The organism is Streptomyces sp. NPDC040405 (assembly GCF_055595765.1).
On record NZ_JBVIVI010000003.1, the window covers coordinates 194,550 to 213,252 of the forward strand.

General features: G+C 72.3%; 11 protein-coding genes. All 11 read right to left on the reverse strand.

Features of this window, described 5'->3' with window-relative positions:
- Positions 1-32: 32 nt before the first annotated feature.
- Complete coding sequence (locus ACZ59A_RS14935; RefSeq protein WP_470958306.1) at positions 33-1,610, reverse strand: PfaD family polyunsaturated fatty acid/polyketide biosynthesis protein; 1,578 nt, start codon at positions 1,608-1,610, stop codon at positions 33-35.
- Positions 1,604-3,595 carry a beta-hydroxydecanoyl-ACP dehydratase gene (locus tag ACZ59A_RS14940; RefSeq protein WP_470958309.1) on the reverse strand — a complete coding sequence of 664 codons (1,992 nt, stop codon included), beginning with the start codon at positions 3,593-3,595 and terminating at the stop codon, positions 1,604-1,606. The genes ACZ59A_RS14935 and ACZ59A_RS14940 overlap by 7 nt, the downstream gene beginning before the upstream one ends.
- Complete coding sequence (locus ACZ59A_RS14945; RefSeq protein ID WP_470958312.1) at positions 3,592-9,714, reverse strand: SDR family NAD(P)-dependent oxidoreductase; 6,123 nt, start codon at positions 9,712-9,714, stop codon at positions 3,592-3,594. The genes ACZ59A_RS14940 and ACZ59A_RS14945 overlap by 4 nt, the downstream gene beginning before the upstream one ends.
- Positions 9,715-9,784: 70 nt before the next feature.
- A complete protein-coding gene (locus tag ACZ59A_RS14950) occupies positions 9,785-10,396 on the reverse strand; it encodes an SGNH/GDSL hydrolase family protein (protein ID WP_470958315.1) in 612 nt (203 codons plus the stop codon).
- 54 nt (positions 10,397-10,450) lie between these two features.
- Positions 10,451-11,686, reverse strand: a complete 1,236-nt coding sequence (locus ACZ59A_RS14955) for an NAD(P)/FAD-dependent oxidoreductase (protein ID WP_470958318.1) — start codon at positions 11,684-11,686, stop codon at positions 10,451-10,453.
- A gap of 203 nt (positions 11,687-11,889) precedes the next feature.
- Positions 11,890-13,674: an AMP-dependent synthetase/ligase gene (locus ACZ59A_RS14960; RefSeq protein ID WP_470958321.1), complete on the reverse strand. Its 1,785-nt coding sequence runs from the start codon at positions 13,672-13,674 to the stop codon at positions 11,890-11,892.
- A gap of 92 nt (positions 13,675-13,766) precedes the next feature.
- Entirely contained in the window at positions 13,767-14,708 is a 942-nt protein-coding gene (locus ACZ59A_RS14965; protein ID WP_470958324.1) for a LysR family transcriptional regulator, read from the reverse strand.
- A gap of 107 nt (positions 14,709-14,815) precedes the next feature.
- On the reverse strand, positions 14,816-15,451 hold the full coding sequence (locus tag ACZ59A_RS14970; protein ID WP_470958327.1) for an HAD family hydrolase: 636 nt from the start codon (positions 15,449-15,451) through the stop codon (positions 14,816-14,818).
- Between the two features lie 11 nt (positions 15,452-15,462).
- Positions 15,463-15,927: a PaaI family thioesterase gene (locus ACZ59A_RS14975; RefSeq protein WP_470958329.1), complete on the reverse strand. Its 465-nt coding sequence runs from the start codon at positions 15,925-15,927 to the stop codon at positions 15,463-15,465.
- A gap of 26 nt (positions 15,928-15,953) precedes the next feature.
- The gene (locus tag ACZ59A_RS14980; RefSeq protein ID WP_470958332.1) at positions 15,954-17,171 is read right to left on the reverse strand and encodes a cytochrome P450; all 1,218 of its coding nucleotides are present in this window, start codon (positions 17,169-17,171) and stop codon (positions 15,954-15,956) included.
- Positions 17,168-18,439, reverse strand: coding sequence for a cytochrome P450 (locus ACZ59A_RS14985; protein ID WP_470958335.1), 1,272 nt, complete (start codon positions 18,437-18,439; stop codon positions 17,168-17,170). The genes ACZ59A_RS14980 and ACZ59A_RS14985 overlap by 4 nt, the downstream gene beginning before the upstream one ends.
- Between the last annotated feature and the right edge of the window lie 264 nt (positions 18,440-18,703).

Genomic DNA, 18,703 nt, shown 5'->3' on the forward strand with positions numbered 1-18,703 from the left:
CGGCCCGTTTCGCGTGGGTCGTGCGCGGTGGCTCAGCCCGTCAGCGGCACCGGGAGGTACGTGGCGCACCGCGCGGGCAGCCGCACTCCCGCCAGCCGCAGCTGGCCCGCGCGGGCGGCGAAGGCCGCGCCGCGCATGATGTGCGTGGCCACCTCGGCGACGCCGCGGTGCGCGGGCGCGGCGAGATGGGTGCCCGCGACCCACTGGTTGAACGCGCCCATGGCCGGGCCGCACCAGATCTGGTAGTCCGTCGCCCGCTCGGGCACCCCGCGGATGCTCCACCCCGAGGACAGCCCCAGATACCAGCGGAACACCAGCGCCATGCGGCGCTTGGGGTTGTCCCGCGCCCGCTCGATCTGCTCCGGGTCGCGCTCGGCGAAGAACCGGGTGCAGTCCTCCCACACGTCCTCCAGCGGGCGCTGGAAGACGCGCTTCTCCAGTTCGGCCCGCTCCTCGTCGCCGAGGGATTCGAGCGAGTCGTGCGTGCGGTACACCTCGTACAGCTTGCGCGCCCGGCCCGGGAACATCGTGCCGCGCTGGAGCACCTGGACGTCGACGCCCATCTCGAACATGTCGGCCGACGGAGCCATCACGCAGTCCGCCACCCCGGCGGACGCGAGCAGCTCCTTCGCCCCGGGCGACTGGTCGCTCTCCACGCACGCCTGGTTGATCGAGCCGGTGACGACATACGCGGCACCGAGCGCGAACGCGGCCGCCGCGGCGGCCGGGGTGCCGATGCCGCCCGCCGCGCCGACCCGCACCGGGCGCGCGTACCCCAGCTCGCGCTGGATCCGTTCGCGCACCGCGATCAGCTCGGGCAGCAGCACGACCAGCGGGCGCCGGTCGGTGTGGCCGCCGGAGTCTGCCTCGGCGGTGATGTCGTCCGCCATCGGCACCTGCCGCGCCAGCTCGGCCTGTTCGGCGCCGATCGCACCCGACTCCACCAGGGAGCGCAGCATCGCCTCGGGTGCCGGGCGCAGGAAGCGCTCCGCCACCTCGGCCCGGGACACCTTGGCGATGATCCGGTTGGCCACCGTGATCCGGCCCCCGGCGTCCCGGGACAGCCCGGCGGCCCGGTAGTGCACCACCTGCGGGGTGAGGTCCAGGAACGCCGACGCCTCGACGCAGCGCACCTGGTGGCGCAGGCACAGCTCGACCACGGCCCGCTCCATGGCCAGCTCGTTCGGGCTGTGGATCAGGTTGACGGCGAACGGCGCGCCCGGCGCCTCGGCGGTGATACGGCGGATCGCCGTGTCCACCTTGTCCGTCAGCACCCCGGCTGCGCCGAACGAGCCCAGGAAACCGGCCCGGGCCAGGGCGATGACCATGTCGGCCGACGCGATGCCATTGGCCATGGCCCCGCCGTGGTAGGCGTGGCCGACGCCATGGGCGGCCCGGAACGCCGGGTCGCCGAGCGAGGCGGGCGGCAGGGACGGCACGGCGGACAGCACCTGGGCCCGGCGCGCGAGCCCGGCGTCGGTGGTGACCCCGACACCCCGCTCATCGCGTATGACAAAACACGGACGGTCCAGCAGATTCAGCTCGCGGTAGATCGCCTCGGGCTCCCGGGCGATCCCCGTCGTCCCCTCCTGGTCGGTCGGTGTCACCACGGTGCGGCTCCCTGCTCGCGCAGTTCGATGGCGATGTCGGTGAGTTCGTAGATGCGCAGCCCCGGCTTCCACATGCTGGCGTCCGCGGTGACCCGCAGCCGTCCGGACTTGCTCTGGACTTCCTTGATGTGCACCTCCAGCGTCGTGGTGCCGTCGGTGGGCAGGAACTGGCCCCGGTACTTCCACGTGAACGGCACGCCGACCGGCAGGACGAAGCCCGGGCCGCGCAGATCGTCGCCGAGGCCGGAGTCCAGCAGCCATTCCTGCATGGCCTGGATGACGGTCTCGACCCCGAGCGAACCGGGGATCACCGGGTCGAGGTGGAAGTGGCGGGCGAAGAACCAGTCGTCCGGGTCGATGTGCCGCGTCGAGTGCAGATAGCCCTTGCCGTACCGGCCACCGCCGTCCACCACGGTCAGCTCGTCGAGCAGCGCCAGCTTGTCGCGGGAGCACAGCGGGGCGGCCGGGTCGGCGCGCCGGGCGGCCACGTCGAGGGTGCGGCCCTCGGCGGTGGGGTTCTCGTCCCGCCAGGTGGGCACGGAGCGGCCCGCGTCGAGGCCGGTCTGGTTGCGCAGCGCCTCCTCGCTGAAGTAGCCGAACAGGGTCTCCCCGGAGTAGAAGGGCACCCCGTTCGCGGCGAGCGTGTACGTGAAGCTCTGCAGCGTCGAGCCGGGCATCGGCGTGGTGGACTCCAGCGCGGAGTCCTGCCGGATGGTGGTGTCCCGCAGATCCACCTCGTGCAGCACGGTGGCCGTGCCGCCGAGGTTGCGCAGGCACTGCGTCTCGTGCGGCCTGCTCAGCGTGGCGCCGAGGTGGTAGCCGATGAGCAGCGCCGACTGGAGGGAGGTCTCCATGTAGACGCAGTTGGGCATGGACGCGTTGGCGGTGTCCGCGTAGTACCAGGAGTCGGCGGGGGAGTCGTACTCGGTCTGGTACGTGGCGCCGCCCAGCCGCCCGCGCTCGCCCTGGATGTCGATGACCCGGTCGACGAGCAGCAGCCCGCCCGTGGGGATCCGGGTCGCCTTGATCCCGGTGTAGTGGGCGAACTCCGGCCCCAGCGCGAGACCTTGGTCGCCCCGGGCGAGATGGGCGAGCTGGAACTCGCTGAGCAGGACCCGCTCGCCCTGTGAGCTTTTGCGCCCGAGCCACCGGGCGGGGAAGCCGCCGCTCTCGGGGCCGACCGGCACTCCGGGCTTCTCGTGGACGGCGACCTCGACATCGGCCACCGTGGTGTCGCCGCTACGGGCGCGCACCCGCAGCGCGGGCCGCGGCACCAGGTCGATCCACGCCACCTCGACATCGAGTTCTGTTTCCGTGCCGGTGGCCGGCCTCGGCTCGATGTCCGTGTGCCGCGGGTCGACGTGTACGAAGCGCGCGTCGGCGAAGCACAGATGCAACCCGGTGAACAGCGCGAACACCTGGGCGGCCTGCACGGCTGCCTCGACCGGGTCGGCGCCCGGCACCGTACGGGCCGCCACCCGGCCCTGGCCTCCGGCGCCGCCGCGCAGCTCGAGGGCGGTCACCTCGGCCAGCGCCAGTTCGGCACCGGCCGCGAGCCGGACATCGGGGTTGCGGTCCTCCTGGTCGTAACCGGCGCCGAACACCCCGGCGATGTCGCCACCGGCCAGCCGCCGCAGCTCGGTGGCGCCCAGCCGGGTCACCACCGAGCGGGCCAGCGGCTTGAAGGCGCCCTCGGCGGCGGCCCGGGCCGGACCGGCCGCCACGGCGGTCCGGCCCGGGCGGCCCAGCAGGCGGCGCTGGAGCGCCGCCTGCGCACGGAGCGCGCCCGAGTGGGCGCTGACCAGGGCGGTACGCAGCTCGACGAGGGTGGAGACGGGCTGCGGTGCCCCACCGGCCGGAGCGGCCGGAGCGGGGGGCCGGGGGAGTGCCGCGGGCGGCTCGGCCGGTTCGGGGTGTGCGGGCGGGGGAGTGGTCCAGGCGACCGCGTCGAACGGCTCGCCCTCGAACTCCAGGACTTCTGTCATGACGCGGTCGTCTCCTCCTGGCCGGTCGGCTGGTGCTGCCACCGCCGTACCGACTCACGGAACTTGTCCGTCATGTCCCTGGTGGACACGACGGTGACATCGGCGAAGCGGCACAGCACCCGCCCGTCGGTGGTGGCCGCGGTGGCGTTCACCGTGACCCCGCCCGCCGCCTGGCGCGCCTCGTCCAGCACCAGGAGATACGGCTCGTCGTCGGGCAGCGGCGCGTACCACTCGGCGCGGCCGATGCCCAGCGGCAGACAGGCCCCGCCGAGCAGCTCCTTGCCCAGCACCGGCGGTCCCTGCAGGAGGACATCCGCGAGGACCGGGCTGTGCAGCCGCCCGGCGTACGCGCCACCGGCCACGTCCGCGTCGGGGAGACGGCACAGCAGCGCCATGCGGTCCGCCGAGCGGTCGAGCACCCGGCGCATCCCCTGCAGCCGCGGCCCGTGGAACTGGGTGGCCTCGCGGTAGATGTCGAGACCGTCCTCGGGCCCCTCGGTGACCGGCGGTACGTCGATCACGGGCGCCTTCGGGGGCTCGGGCGCGAGGAGGAACGTACCGGCGTAGTGCGAGACCAGCGCCCCGGCGGCCGACCGGCCGCGCACCGCGGCCCGGACGATCACCTCGTCCCCGTACCCCGTCTCGGCCTCGGCCTGGACACGGAGGCCCTCGTGCGGTGTGCCGTCGAAGATGATGCCCTTGTGCACCTGGAAGTCCAGGGCGCGCACCACCCGCAGGCCCGGGTGGGCCCGCTCCACGACGCCGACCAGCCAGCCGAGGCCGAACGTGGCGGGCAGCACGGGGTGTTCGCCGATCCGGTGGGCCTGGATGACCTCGTCGGCGTCGATTCCGGTGATGTCGCGGTGGGCGGAGAACGCCGGGGCCACGGCCGGCCGGCTGCCGCCGAGCGCGGTGTTCTCGCCGACCAGGACGCACACCTCGGAGGTGGGCGGCCCGGCGAACTCGTCGACGAACGCCCGCGCGCCGACCCGCGGGTCGAGCAGCGGGATGCCCCGGGCGGTGAACAGCTCGCGCAGCTCGGGGGTGACCATCCCGGCGTCCCAGGCGCCCCAGTCGATCGCGGTGACCCGCGCCTCGGGGTGGGCGTGCCGCCATCCGGCCGCGAACCGGCACAGGGCCTCGTTCGCCGCCGCGTAGTCGGCCTGGCCCGGGTTGCCGAGCAGGCCCGCCACCGAGGTGAACAGCACCAGATGGCGCAGCGCGGCGCCGTCCAGTACGTCCAGCACATGGCGCAGCCCGTCGAGCTTGGGCGCGAGGACCCGGGCGATCTGCTCGGGCGTCTTGTCCGGTAGCAGCGCGTCGGCCAGCACCCCGGCACCGTGCACCACGCCCGTGACGCGGTCGCGGTGGGTTTCCAGCGCCGCCCGGACGGCGTCCCGGTCGGTGGTGTCGACGGCGACGTACTCCCCGCGGTCGCCCAGCGCGGCCAGCGTGGCGCGGATCTCCCGCTGGGCGAGCAGGGAACCGTGCACCCGGCGCACCTCGCGCGGGGTGGGGCGGCCGCCGTCCGCGGCGAGACCGGCGATCACGGCGGGCTGGAGGTCCGCGTCGGCGACCCCGGCCGCCCACCGCGGCTCCGGCTCCAGCGCGGTGCGGCCGAGCAGCAGGAAGCGGGCGGGCGCGTGCTCGGCGAGCGCGCGGACGCACTCGGCGGTCACCCCCCGGGCGCCGCCGGTGACCAGCAGCAGGTCCGCCTCGGTCAGGGCGGTGGCGGCCGGTTCGCCCGCCAGGTCCACGGTGCTGACCCGGCGGGCCTCGCCGTGGCCGCCGGGGACCACGGTCCAGCGGGCGCCGTGTTCGTCGACGGCCACTTCGAGGGTGTCGCGGGCCGCGTCGCGGATCTCGGTGAGCACCGCGGCGGTGAACTCCGCGGCGGACAGGGCCGGTTCGATGTCGAGCGCACGGCAGAACAGCGCGGGCCGCTCGGCCGCCAGGGTCTTGACGACCCCGCCGACGCCGCCCACCAGGGACGCGACCGCACCGCGGCGGCCGTGCAGACCGAGGCCGCCGTCGAGCCGGGTGACGGTGACGAACCCGGCCCGTTCACCGGACGGGTCGAGGGTGTCGGCGGCCCGTCCGGCGGTCAGGATCGTCTCGGTCAGCCGCCGCTCGGCGTCCGGCCAGTCCTGGGCGGCATCCACCAGCGTGACGTACAGGTCGACGCGGCCGGTGTGCGCCGCGTCGTCCCGCAGGGTGGTCCGGCGGACCGTCCAGCCCTCGTTCCGCAGCGCGGTGGCGAGCGCGTCGCCGTCGGCGCCGCCCTCGTCCAGAAGGACCGCGACCGGCTCCGCCGGGTACGGCCGCTCGATCACGTCGACCGTGGGCAGCCCCACGAGTTCGACGGCCTGCCGGGGCGCGCTCGCCCCGGCGTCACGGCCTTTTGGGTCGACATCACCCTCTCCGGAGGCCAGGTAGTCGGCTATCTGATCGACTGTTCGCAACTCCCCGAGCTGTTCCAGCCGGATCTCCGGGAGGTCGGGCATCCGCTCCTGGATGGAGCCGAGCACCTGCACGCGCTTGATGGAGTCGACGCCGAGGTCGGCTTCGAGGTCCATGGTCGGGTCGATCATGTTCGCCGGGTAGCCGGTCTTCTCCGCGATCACGTTGACGAGCACGGTACGGACGTCTTCGTCGGTGGCGGCGCCACCGTTCGCCGACGGCTCGACGGCGGCCACAGGACCGGGCTCGGGCGCGGCCACGGGAGCGGGCGCGGCGGGAGCCGGGGCGGCCGCGGCCACCGGGACCGGGGTGGGCTCGGGGACCGCCACCGGGGCGGGGGCGGGGGCGGGCGCGGCGGCGGGCGCCGGGGCCGGGGTGGCGAGTTCGGGCCGTACGGGCGCGCCGAGCAGCTCGGGGACGTCCGTGTCGGCCACGAAGGACCGGGGCGCGGCGGCGTAGGCACCGTTGGGGAAGCCCGCGTCCAGCTCCGCCAGGGTGGCCAGGATCTCGCTCGCCCGGGCGTGGGCGCGGCCGATGGCGACGCTCTGCTGCGCGACGGCGTTGATGGCCTCGGAGGTGTGCGGCTGCGCGGGCTGCCGCAGGGCGTCCGCGACCTGGTCGGCCACCTGCAGCTGGCTCTCCAGATACTGGCTGTGCAGGGCGAGGTGTTGTTCCACTGGGCTGCGCACGGGGTCCTCCACGGGGGCGCTGAACTGGTGGGCGGAAGTGGGGGCGGGAACGGAAGCGGGCTGCGGCGCGGGTACGGGCGCCAGAGCGGCGGCCGGGGCGGCGGGAGCCGGTACGGGCGGGGCCACCGGCTCCGGTACGGGCACCTGGTAGCCGTTGTCCAGCGCGTCCTGGTACGCGGCGGCCCGCTGCTCGGGCACGTACTCCGGCGCCGACAGCGGGATGGTCATGCCGCCGGACTCGGCGCGCTCGACGGCCGGTTCGGCGTACCGGTTGACGCCGGAGAGCGGGACACCGAGCACCGCGAGCCGCACCGCGGCCTGCTTCAGCGCGGTGTCGCTGTCGCCGAGCGGACCGCTGTCGGTGGGGATGGCGTGGACGTCGTCGCCGAGGGTGCGGCGCACCAGCTGGGTGAGCACCTGCTTGGGCCCGAACTCGACGAACACGGTGACCCCGGACTCGCGCATCGACCGCAGCGCGGCCACGAAGTCCACCGGCTCCAGGAGCTGGCGCACCAGGGTTGCCGCGTTGGCGCCGGCATCGGCCCCGTACGTGGCGCCGGGGGTGTTGGCGTGGACCGGCACGGTGGGCTCCCCGACCCGGGCGGCCTCGACCGCCGGGCGGAACGCCTCCACCGCGTGGTCCACGTAACGGGTGTGGAAGGCCGCGGACACCGGCAGCAGCCGCGCGTTGATCTCCTGCTCGGCGCAGACCCCGGTGAGCCGCTCGACGTCCTCGGTCGGACCGCCGACGACCACCTGGTCGGGGGCGTTGAGGTTGCAGATCACCACGTCGGGGAAGTCCGCGAGGAGTTCGGTGACCCGCTCCTCACCGGCCTGCACGGCCGCCATGGTGCCGGTGTCCCCGTCGCCGGTGGGCGCCATGGCCGCGCCGCGCGCCCGGGCGAGCGTGAAGTAGTCCTCGTCGGACAGCGAACCGGCCGCCCACAGCGCGGTCAGCTCGCCGAAGCTGTGCCCGGCCAGCGCCGCGCAGGACAGCCCGAGTGCGCCGAGGTAGCGGAACTGGCCGACCGACAGCGCGCCGATCGCGGGCTGCGCGTGCTCGGTGCGGCGCAGCGCGGCCTCCTGCTCCTGGCGCTGCTCCGGGTCGAACACCGGCGGCGGGAAGACGACCTTGCCGAGCCGGGTGTCGGCGCCGGAGAAGTGTCCGTTGGCCTCGTCGAAGGCGGCGGCGACGACGGGGACGTTCAGCGCCGCGTCCAGGCCCATGTCGAGGTACTGGCTGCCCTGCCCGGCGAACAGCGCCCCGACCCGCATGTCCTCGGCGGCCCGGCGGCGGAAGTACACGCCGCGCGGATGCGTCCACTCCTCCGCCTCCGGGTCGGCCGCCAGCTGCTGGACGGCGAGTTCGAGCAGGTCGGCGACGGTTTCGTCGTCCGAGGCGGCGAAGCCGACCCGGGCGTGTCCGGCCGGGATGCCGTCCGCGTCCGAGGCGGTCGCGCCGGACCGCAGCAGGTCCAGGAGGGCCGCCGGGTCCGGTGCGTGCCACAGGTGGGCCCGGGCGGTGCGGTGCATGACGCGCCGCTCCGCCGCCTCCGACGCCCGTTCCTCCAGCACGATGTGGAAGTTGGTGCCGCCGAAGCCCATCGCGGAGACCCCGGCCCGGCGGACCGGCCGCTGCGGGTCGAGGATCCACGGCCGGGTCTTGACGTTGACGTAGAAGGGGGCGTCGGCGAAGTCGACGGCGCTGTTCGGCTCGTCCACGTTGATGGTGCTCGGCAGCACCTTGTTGTGCAGCGCGAACGCGAGCTTCATCAGGCTGGCCGTACCGGCCGCGCCCTTGGTGTGGCCGATCTGCGACTTCACACTGCCCAGCGCGGCGAAGTGCGGCTCGTTCGAGGCGTCGCTCAGCAGGTCGCGCAGGGCGCTGAGCTCGGTGCGGTCGCCGACGGCCGTTCCCGTGGCGTGCGCCTCGAACAGCTCGACGGAGGCGGGGGAGACCTCCGCGTCGACGTACGCCCGGTCCAGGGCGACCCGCTGGCCCTCGGCGCGCGGGGCGTAGATGCTCTTGGAGCGGCCGTCGCTGGAGGAGCCGATGCCGCGGATCACCGCGTAGATCCGGTTGCCGTCGCGCAGCGCGTCGTCCAGGCGGCGCAGGGCGACCATGCCGATGCCCTCGCCGAGCAGGGTGCCGTCCGCCGCGTCGGAGAACGGGCTGATGGTGTCCGTCTTCGACAGCGCCCCGACCTTGGAGAAGCACATGTAGATGAAGATGGTGTTCTCGGTGTCCACACCGCCGGTGAGCATCATGTCGGCGCGGCCGTCGACGAGCTCCGCCACCGCCAGCCGGATCGCGGACAGCGAGGCGGCGCAGGCGGCGTCGACCGTGGTGTTCATGCCGCCGAGGCCCAGCCGGTTGGCCACCCGGCCCGCGACCACGTTCGCCAGCAGACCGGGGAAGGAGTTCTCCTGCCAGGGCGCGAACGCCTTGACGTACTTCTCGGCGATCTCGGAGGCGTCCTGCGCGGTCAGCCCGCAGCTGCGCACCACCTCCTTGAGCACGGGGGTGGACAGCCGCGCGGCCAGCGGGTGCATCAGCGGCACCGGGCCCGTGGTGCCCAGCACCACACCGGTACGGGAGGCGTCGTACCAGCCGGACTCGGGGGCGCCCGCGTCCTGCAGCAGGTCGCGCGCCACGCCGAGGCTCAGGGTCTGCATGGTGCTGGTGACTTCGAGCTGGTTGGGCGGCAGCCCGAACTCCAGCGGGTTGAAGTCCACATCGGGCAGGAACGCGCCGCGCCGCGAGTAGGTCTTGTCCGGTGCGTCCGGGTCGGCGTCGTAGTAGTCGTCCAGGCGCCAGCGGGACTCGGGCACCTCCTGGGTGCAGTCGGTCCCGTCCACGACGTTCTGCCAGTACTCGCGCTGGTTGTGCGCCATCGGGAACAGCCCCGATGTGCCGACGATGGCGATCGGGGTGCGGGCCAGCCTGCGGTTGGCCAACTCCTCGCTCATGTCTTTCCTTCCGAGAAACTCAACTAGCCGGGAAGCTCAATGCCGGGAAGCTCACTGCGCACGGCCGCGGTCAGGCGGCGTGCAGGCCGGTCATGCCGGTGGTACGGGAGAACAGTTCGGCCATGGAGTCGGCGAACCGCTGGTGGCCGAGCGGGCTGGGGTGCAGCCCGTCCTCGGACCAGAACGCGGGATTGCGCCACTCGGGCAGCCTGCCGATGTCCAGGCAGAGCGTGCCGGTGGCGCGCGTGATGTCGTACAGCGCCGCGTTGGCCTCGGCGAAGCGCTCGCGCATCTGGGCGCGGAAGCGTTCGGGCAGCGGCAGGTTGGCGGGGATGTCGGGGTAACTCGCGGTCAGGACGGTGGTGTCCGCGCCCGCCAGCGAGCTGAAGATGGTGTGCAGGTTGCGCCGGAAGCGCATCTGCTCGTAGTCGCCGATCAGGTCGTTGACCCCGACGATGACGCCGGTCAGCGGGGCCTTGTTGACCAGCGCGCGGCGCAGCTGGCCGTCCACCACAGCCTGCGTGGTGGCGCCGTGCTGGCCCAGGTTCAGCACGGTCTTCCGCGGCAGGTTCAGCCCGCCCGCGAACCGGGATACCCAGCCGCGGAAACCACCACCGGGCGTCGGGTCGCCCCTGCCTTCCACAAAACTGTCGCCGAGCACGGTGAGCCGGATCGTCGGCACGGGGGATGTCCTCTCGGTCATTCGGCCGGCGGTCCGGCCGGGGTCTGGATGGGGTCAGGACTGGGTGAGCAGGCGCTTGTCCTGCGGGAAGCCGACTTCCTCGTAGAGGGCTTCGAGGGCCTGGGGCGCGAAGAACTCGTCGCCGTGGATGCCGCCCGCGATCAGGCCGAAGAACTTCGCGGTGTACGACGGGCTCTGGCTCGCCGCGCGGAACACCGAGTCGTGGTACGGGGTGAGGGACAGCTCGGCCAGGCTGCACGTCAGCTCGAAGGTGCCGTTGCTCTGCTCGTCGCGCAGCTTGACGTACTCCGCGAGCGCCGCGTCCATCGGGCGCTGCCCGGACAGCCCGAGGTGCAGCTGCTCGGCGAGCAGCTCGCCGTACTTGAAGGCGTCGGTGATGCCCCAGCCGGTGAAGGGGTCCTTGTGGTAACCGGCGTCGCCCACCAGCGCCCAGCCCGGGCCGTGCGAGGTGCGGTAGTAGTTGTCCGGGTAGCGCATCGGCCGGAAGTTCTCGGTGCGCACCCCGCTGTCCCGCAGCTCCTTGCCGAGGTCGGGGGCGACCTGGTCGTACACCTCCTGGAAGCTGCCCTCGACATCGCGGCGGAACGCGCCGAACCGGTCGTTCTTGCGCATGACGGCCAGCAGGTTCTGCCCGTCGTTCGTCGGCCACGTGCCGATCTGCTGCTGGCCGAAGGCGGTGCGGTGGTGCATGCCCCAGTCCAGGCCGTCGTAGTACGTGTAGTAGACGAAGCAGGCGGCCGGGACGCGGCGGTAGATCTCGGCGCCCACCTTGTCCGCGACCAGCGAGTTGCGGCCGTCCGCGCCGACCGTGACGGCCGCGCGGAACTCCCGCTCCGGGCCGTCGCCCTCGCGGCCCTTGACCCCGGTCACCAGGTCGCCGTCGAACAGCACATCGGTGACCGTGAACCCCTCGATCACCTCGGCACCGGCCTCCCGGGCGGCGTCGACCAGGATGGCGTCCAGCACCGTGCGGCGCGGGCAGTACACGGCGTCGATGCCGTCGATCGGGTCGGCGAACCCGGCGATGTCGATGCCGGTGTACGAGAAGTTCAGCTGCCGGATCGGCGGCACCCCGCTGGCGATGACCCGGTCGAGCAGCCCCCACGCCTGGAGCCGGGACAGCCCCGCCTGGTGGATGTAGTGGGTGGAGACGGTGTCGCTGGGGAACGAGGAGCGCTCCAGCACCAGGACCCGGTGACCCTGCCGGGCGAGCAGCATGGCCAGCGGCGAACCGGCACAGCGCGCACCCACAACAATGACGTCATACATATGAGATCACTCCAGTGGTGATGTCGGCACAAGTGATTCTGTCGACCGCCGTAAAATGCGGTCAACGTCAACAGCGGGAACCCATCATTCGATTAGCCGGAGCAATGAAGACGGGGGTGGCGAGAAGAATTGGAAACGCCGGGGAAATGAATGCGTCGCATAAAGAATCCCATTGTTGCGGCGCGGTTCACCCGACGGTCGGTTCAGCCCTGGTGTACCGCTCGGTAGAGCGCTTCGACATCGTCGGCGAAGGCTTTCTCGATGGCCGCCCGGCGCAGCTTCATCGACGGCGTCAGCAGCCCCGCCTCCACGGTGAAGTCGCCGTCGACCACCCGGAAGCGCCGGATCGACTCGGCCCGGGACACCAGGGAGTTGGCGTCGTCCACGGCCGTCTCGATCTCGGCGAGCAGCGCGGGGTGCCCGGTCCACCCGGCCCCGCCGGGCGCGGGCTCCCGGTCGGCGGTCCACTTCGCCAGCGCCGCCCCGTCCATGGTGACCAGCGCGGTGACGTAGGAGCGGCCCTCACCGACGACCATGCAGTTGCTCACCAGCGGGTGCAGCCGGATCCGGTCCTCCAGCGGGGTGGGGGAGACGTTCTTGCCGCCGCTGGTCACCAGGATTTCCTTGGCCCGCCCGGTGATGATCAGGTGGCCGTCGTCGTCCAGCCGCCCGAGGTCGCCGGTGTGCAGCCACGGCCGCTCGCCGTCGATGGCCGTGGCACCCGTCCGCTTCCGGCCCTTGGGCCAGTAGCCGGGCGACACATTGGCGCCGCGCACCAGCACCTCGCCGTCCTCGGCGATGGCCACGGTGGTGCCGGGGATCGGCGGCCCGACCGTGCCCATCCGGTGGGTGTCCGGCGCGTTGACGGTGACCGCGGTCGCCGCCTCGGTCAGCCCGTAGCAGTTGAGGATCGTGACGCCGACCCCGGCGTAGAAGGCCGCGGTGGTCTCGTCCAGCGACGCCCCGCCCGAGATCACGTACCGGAAGCGGCCGCCGAAGCTCTCCCGCAGCCGCTCGAACACGTCCTGGTCCAGGGCCTGGTACGTCATGGCCAGCCCGGGGTCGACGGCCTCCCCGCGGGCGTCCGCCAGGCCCACCGCGATGGCGGTCTCCTCCGCCACGGGGTCGACCAGGGCGCGGCTGCGCTTACGGATCTTCTCCAGCGCGTACGGCACCAGGGCGAGGAACGTCGGGCGGATCACGGGAAGTTCGGCCAGCAGCTCCGGGATGCCGGGCACCAGGGCGGTCCGGGTGCCGCCGCACAGGCAGGACAGCATCAGGGTCCGGCCGAAGACATGGGACAGCGGCAGGGCGAGCAGCGTGGCCGCCTGCCCGGCCGACGCCTCTTCGCCGGCGTGCCGGAAGAGCCAGCCGGTCTGCTCCACGGTGTTGGCCGAGGAGGCGTACATGTTGCGGTGGGTGAGCATGCAGCCCTTGGGCAGGCCGGTGGTGCCGCTGGTGTAGACGATCGTGGCCAGATCGTCGGCGGCGACCTTGGCGCGGCGCTCCCGCAGCTCCTCCTCGCGGCCGGTGACATTCCACTGGTCCACCTCGGCCAGCAGCCACACCCCCTCGGCCCCGGCCGCCTCCAGCCGCCCCCGGTCCTCGGGGGTCTCGGCGAAGGACCAGGCCGCGCCGGAGTCGGTGAGGACGTGGCGTATCTGATGCGCGGAGGCGGTGGGGTAGACCGGCACGGTGACCGCGCCGATGCTGAGGACGGCGTAGTCGGCGAGCACCCACTCGTAGCGGTTACGGCCGAGTATCGCGACGCGGTCACCGAAACGTACACCTTGCGCGAGCAGCGCCCGGGCCACAGAATTCACCTGCTCGGTGAATTCCCGGATACTGATGTCCTGCCATCCGGTTTCGGTCTTCCGGAGCAGCGCTATACGATCCGGGTCGGTGGCGGCAGCGCTGTCCAGAACGTGGAACAGGCCGTGTTCGTCGGGGAGGTCGAGACCATTCCTGGAATACGAAATTGTCGTCACGTGAAAAAATTCTCGATGACCCGCCGGAGGTCGGCAACGCGTATTTTCTGAACGGGCAGTTGGCGTTTCCTATCGCAGTCCCCGGTGCGGTCCTAGCGCAGCAGCTTGGACTCGCCGCGGACCGGACCCGGGACGTCGAACGGCCGGACCGCCTCGACGGAGTCCAGGAACGCCTCCACCAGCGGGTTGTCGTCCGAGGCGCGCCACACGGCGCACAGGTCGATCATCGGCACCGGGTCGTAGAGCTGGACCACCGCCGGGCGGATGCCGCCGGTGCCGGAACCGACCGACAGCCCGCGCGACATCGAGGCGAAACCCACCAGTGGTTTGATCGACACCACGATCGCCGTCGCCCCCGGGTCGTTCAGGGTGTGCGCGACGTTGAGGGTGATCCCGCAGCGCTGCGCCGCCGCCAGGATCGCGTCGTACATGGCCGGACACTGCTCGCGGGCGAAGAGGATGCACGCGTGGTGCGCCACTTCGGCGAACGGTACCCCTGGCCGCCCGGCCCACCGGTGCCCCTGGCCGACCACCGCGACCAGCGGCACCTGCAACAGCCTCAGGTAGCGGAACTCGGAGGTGACCGGGTGCCCGTACACCAGCGCCACATCCAGATCGCCCGATGCCAGGGCGCGCAGCTGCGGCCCGGTCCGCTTCTCGCACAGTCCGACGGTGACATCGGGGAACTCGGCGCTCATCTTGGCCAGCGTCGAGGGCAGGACATGCTGACCGGCCGGGAAGTTGTAGCCGATGTTGATCGACCCGGTCCGCCCGGCCGCCGCCTCCCGGGCAGTGTGTGTCGCCTTGTCGACCTGGGCGACGATCGTCCGGGCCTGCACCTCGAACGCCCGCCCGGCCTCGGTCAGCCGCACCTCGTGCGACGTCCGGGCGACCAGCTCGACGCCCAGGGACTTCTCCAGTCGCTGCAGCTGCTGGCTGAGCGAGGGTTGAGTGAGGTGCAGCTTCGCTGCCGCACGCCCGAAATGCAGCTCTTCAGTGATAGCCAGGAAAGACACCAGGTGTCTGAATTCCATCGCGGCCTCCGCACGCAAGGTATGGCCGACATGCTGATGGTCCTGGACGAACCTGCGGTGAACCGTACTTGGCAGTATCCGGGCGACATGGAATGGGCTTGGCCGTCTCACCCCCCGAGCAGCGTGCCCAGCGCCGCCAGTGTGCTCCCGTTGTCCCGGTGCCGGACGGCCCGCCAGCCGCGTGCCTCGGCGGCGGAGCAGTTGACCTCCGTGTCGTCGATCAGAAGGCACTCCGCCGGGGTGGCGCCGAACGCATCCTCGGCGAGCCGGTAGATCTCCGGCTCCGGTTTGCGCAGCCCCGTCTCATGCGACTTGATCACCCGCTCGAACACGGTCTGATCAGGCAACATCGCGGTGCGGTGGACCTCCCACTCGCGCACGCTGTTGGTCAGCATGCCCAGCCGGAACCCCCGTTCGCGCAGGTCCGCCAGCGCGTCGTGGAGGTCCCGGTTGAGCGGCCGGTCCGCGTACCAGTAGTCGCCGAAATCGCCCAGATCGACGCGGGGCACATACGCCGGGGCCAGCTCGGCGGTGAGCCGACGGCCCCACTCCCGCTGCGAGATCAGCCCGCGCTCCAGCGGCTCCAGCAGGTCCGTACCGTCCCGCGCGGCCAACCGTCGAATTCCGGCCAGCAGCTCGGGCACCGGGATTCCCGCCGCGTCGGCCACCTGCCGCAGCGCGTCGCCGACCGGCGGGGTCAGCACCCCGCCGAAGTCGGCCCACACCACCGTCACCTGGGACACCGCCCCTCCTCTCAGCCGAAGGACTGCACCAGGCAGGTGCAGTTGCCGTGCGCGACCAGCTTGTCGTCCGCGTTGTACACCCGCGCCTCGGCGGTGGCGACACGCCGCCCCACATGCACCGTCCGCGCCTCGCACCGCAACTCGCCGTCGTCCAGCGCGACCGCGCGGACGAAGTTCACCTTGAGTTCAAGGGTGGTGTAGATCGTGGCGTCCGGCAGCCGGGTGAACACCGAGCTGCCCATCGCGGTGTCCATCAGCGTGGACAGCACCCCGCCGTGCACGGTCAGCATGGCGTTCGCCTGCGCGGGGCCCGGCTTGAGGGTGTACACCGCCCGCCCCTCGGCCAGCTCGGCGCACATCACCCCGAGCGAGTCGCCGACCCCGATGCCCTCGGCCATGCCCTTCTCCAGCAGCGCGGTCAGCTCACTGATACGGCGCTCCACCGAGGTGGCGGGCTCCTGCGTCGCGGATGTCACTGCAATGCCTCCTGAAGGTCCTTGGGTCACTTGGCCAGCCGTACCGGCAACCGGGCCGGTCCGCGCATCGAGACGCTGGGCCGGTAGTCGGGCTCATCGGTCAGTACGGCGAACTCCGGGGCGCGTTCGCACAGCCGCCGCAGGGTGATCTCGCTCTCCAGCCGCGCCATCGGCGCGCCCAGACAGAAATGCGGTCCGTGGCTGAACGCCAGCTGCCGCCGCTGGGCGCCACCCCCGGCGAACCGCCGCACATCCAGGGTGTCCGGCTCGGCGAACACCTCCGGGTCGCGGTTGGCCGACCCCAGCAGCAGCACCACCCCGGTGCCACGCGGCATCTCCCGCCCCGCCAGCGTGGTGTCGCGCATGGCCACCCGGGTCGGGAACGGCACCGGAGTGTCGTAGCGCAGGAACTCCTCGACCGCGTCCGCCACCAGCCCCGGGTCCTTCCGCAGCAGCGCGCGCTGCGCCGGGTTGCGGTGCAGGGACAGGGCCGCGCTCGCGATCAGGTTCATCGTCGTCTCGTGTCCGGCGATCAGCAGCAGGACGCCGATGTCCGCGATCTCCTTCGCGGTCAGCCGGTTCCCGCTCTCCTCGACGGCCACCAGCTCGCTGAGCAGATCCTCACCGGGAGCCTTGCGCCGCACCTCGATGAGGTCGTGGAAGTACGCGTCGAACGCGCGCACCGCCACCTGCCGCGCCGCCTTCTCCTCCGCGCCGAGCACCGCGTCCGGGTCGAGCCCCCGGCTGATGTCGCCGGTCCAGGCGCCGAACAGTTCCCGGTCGGCGGCGGGCACGCCCAGCAGCTCGCAGATCGTGATCAGCGGCACGGGGTACGCCAGCGCCTGCACGAGATCGACCTCACCGGCCTCCAGCGCCGCGTCCAGCAACGCGTCCACGGTCCGGGTGACGCGCGGGCGCAGCGACGCCACCGCGCGGCTGGTGAACGCCTTGGCCACCAGCGAGCGCAGCCGCCCGTGCTCCGGCGGGTCGAGCAGCAGGAATGACCCCGGCAGCTGGGAGACGTCCACCCCGGGCCGGAACGGATTGATGCCCGCGGTGTAGCCGTGCCCCCAGGCCGGGTCGGCCAGCACGGCCGAGCAGTCCTCGTAGTGGGGCACCAGATGAATGCCGAACCCGGTGTCGTGCACCCGGCCGCTCTCCCGCAGCCGCCGGTACGCGTCGAAGGGGTTCGCGCGCAGCTCCGGCCGGAAGACATCCAGCTCGGCGGGGAGCGTCCCGGTCACGACGACGCCCCGAACCGGACCGGCAGCGCCGAGAGCCCGCGTACCACCAGATTCGGCTTGTACGGCGGCTCTTCCGTCAGCGGCTCCATGGTGCCGACCCGGCGGATCAGCTCATGCAGCAGGATCTCCATCTCCAGCATCGCCAGCGGCGCGCCCAGGCAGTAGTGGATGCCGAGGCTGAAGCCCAGATGCCGGGGCGGCGGCGCGGTGCGGTCGTGGAAGCGGGCCACGTCCAGCCGCTCCGGGTCGTGGTACGCCTCGGGGTCGCGGTTGGCCGCGGCGATGTGGACGACCACGCCCTCGCCCTCCTCGATCCGCTGCCCGCCGAGGGCCATCGGGCGCTTGGCGGACCGGGTGGTCAGCTGCACCGGGGGCTCGTACCGCAGCAGCTCGTCCACCGCGCTCGGCACATACTCCGGGTGCTCCCGCAGCCGCGCCATCTGGTCCGGGTTGCGCATCAGGGCCAGCAGACCGCTGCCGACCAGGTTGACGGTCGTCTCATGACCGGCCACCAGCGTGGTGACACACGTGGTCAGCAGCTCCGTCTCCGTCAGCACATCGCCGCGGTCCTCCACCGCGGCCAGCGCGCTGAGCAGATCGTCGGCGGGCTCGGTCCGGCGCCGGTCGATCAGCTCGCGGAAGTACCGCATGAACTCACGGGACGCGGTGCTCCGCGCGGCCTGCGCCTCCGGGTTCATCAGGATGTCCGGGTCGAAGCCGCGCGCCAGGTCCTGCGACCACAGCTGCGCCGCCTTGTGGTCCGCCGCCGGTACGCCGACCAGCTCGCACACGACCGTGAGCGGCAGCGGATACGCGATCAGGTCGATCAGGTCGAACTCCCCGGCCTCCAGCGCCGCGTCCACCAGCTCGGTGGCCAGCTGCTCGATCCGCGGGCGCAGCGCCGCCACCGTACGCGGGGTGAACGCCTTCGACACCAGGGTGCGCAGCCGGGTGTGGTCCGGCGGGTCCATCCACAGGAACGAGGTGGGCAGCTCCTCGGCCGCGTCCTCCGCCGAGACGCTCGGATGCAGCTGGCCCGCCTCGTCGGCGTGGCTCCAGTCGTTGCTCTGCAGCACCGAGGCGCACTCCGCGTAGCGCGTCAGCAGATGCAGGCCCAGCGGAGTGCGGTGCACCGGACCGGCTTCCCGCAGTGTCCGGGCCGGGGTATAGGGGTCGGCCCGATGGGTGGGCAGAAAAAGATCGGCCATCGCGACATCGGTCGCGGACGGCTCGGCCGGTGTCGCGTCGCTGTCGGTCGCAGTGTCCACTGAGGAGTCATCTCCCGCTGGTTGCCGCAAAAGCCCGGCCGGTTCCAGGGGAACATTCCCCGGAACGCCGGACCGATCGATGCGCGACAGACTCGTGGCGGCAGGTGAATTCGCCCTGAATCCACGCCGACAAACGCGTTGTGCGGGCACCTGCCAATGACGCGATAGGCACCGCCCCGAGCGCATTGCTTCTCCGCCGCACATACGGCGAGATTTGATTCCGTCCCCCACCGGAGAAGTCGGAGAACTGACGACGAGAAAGGA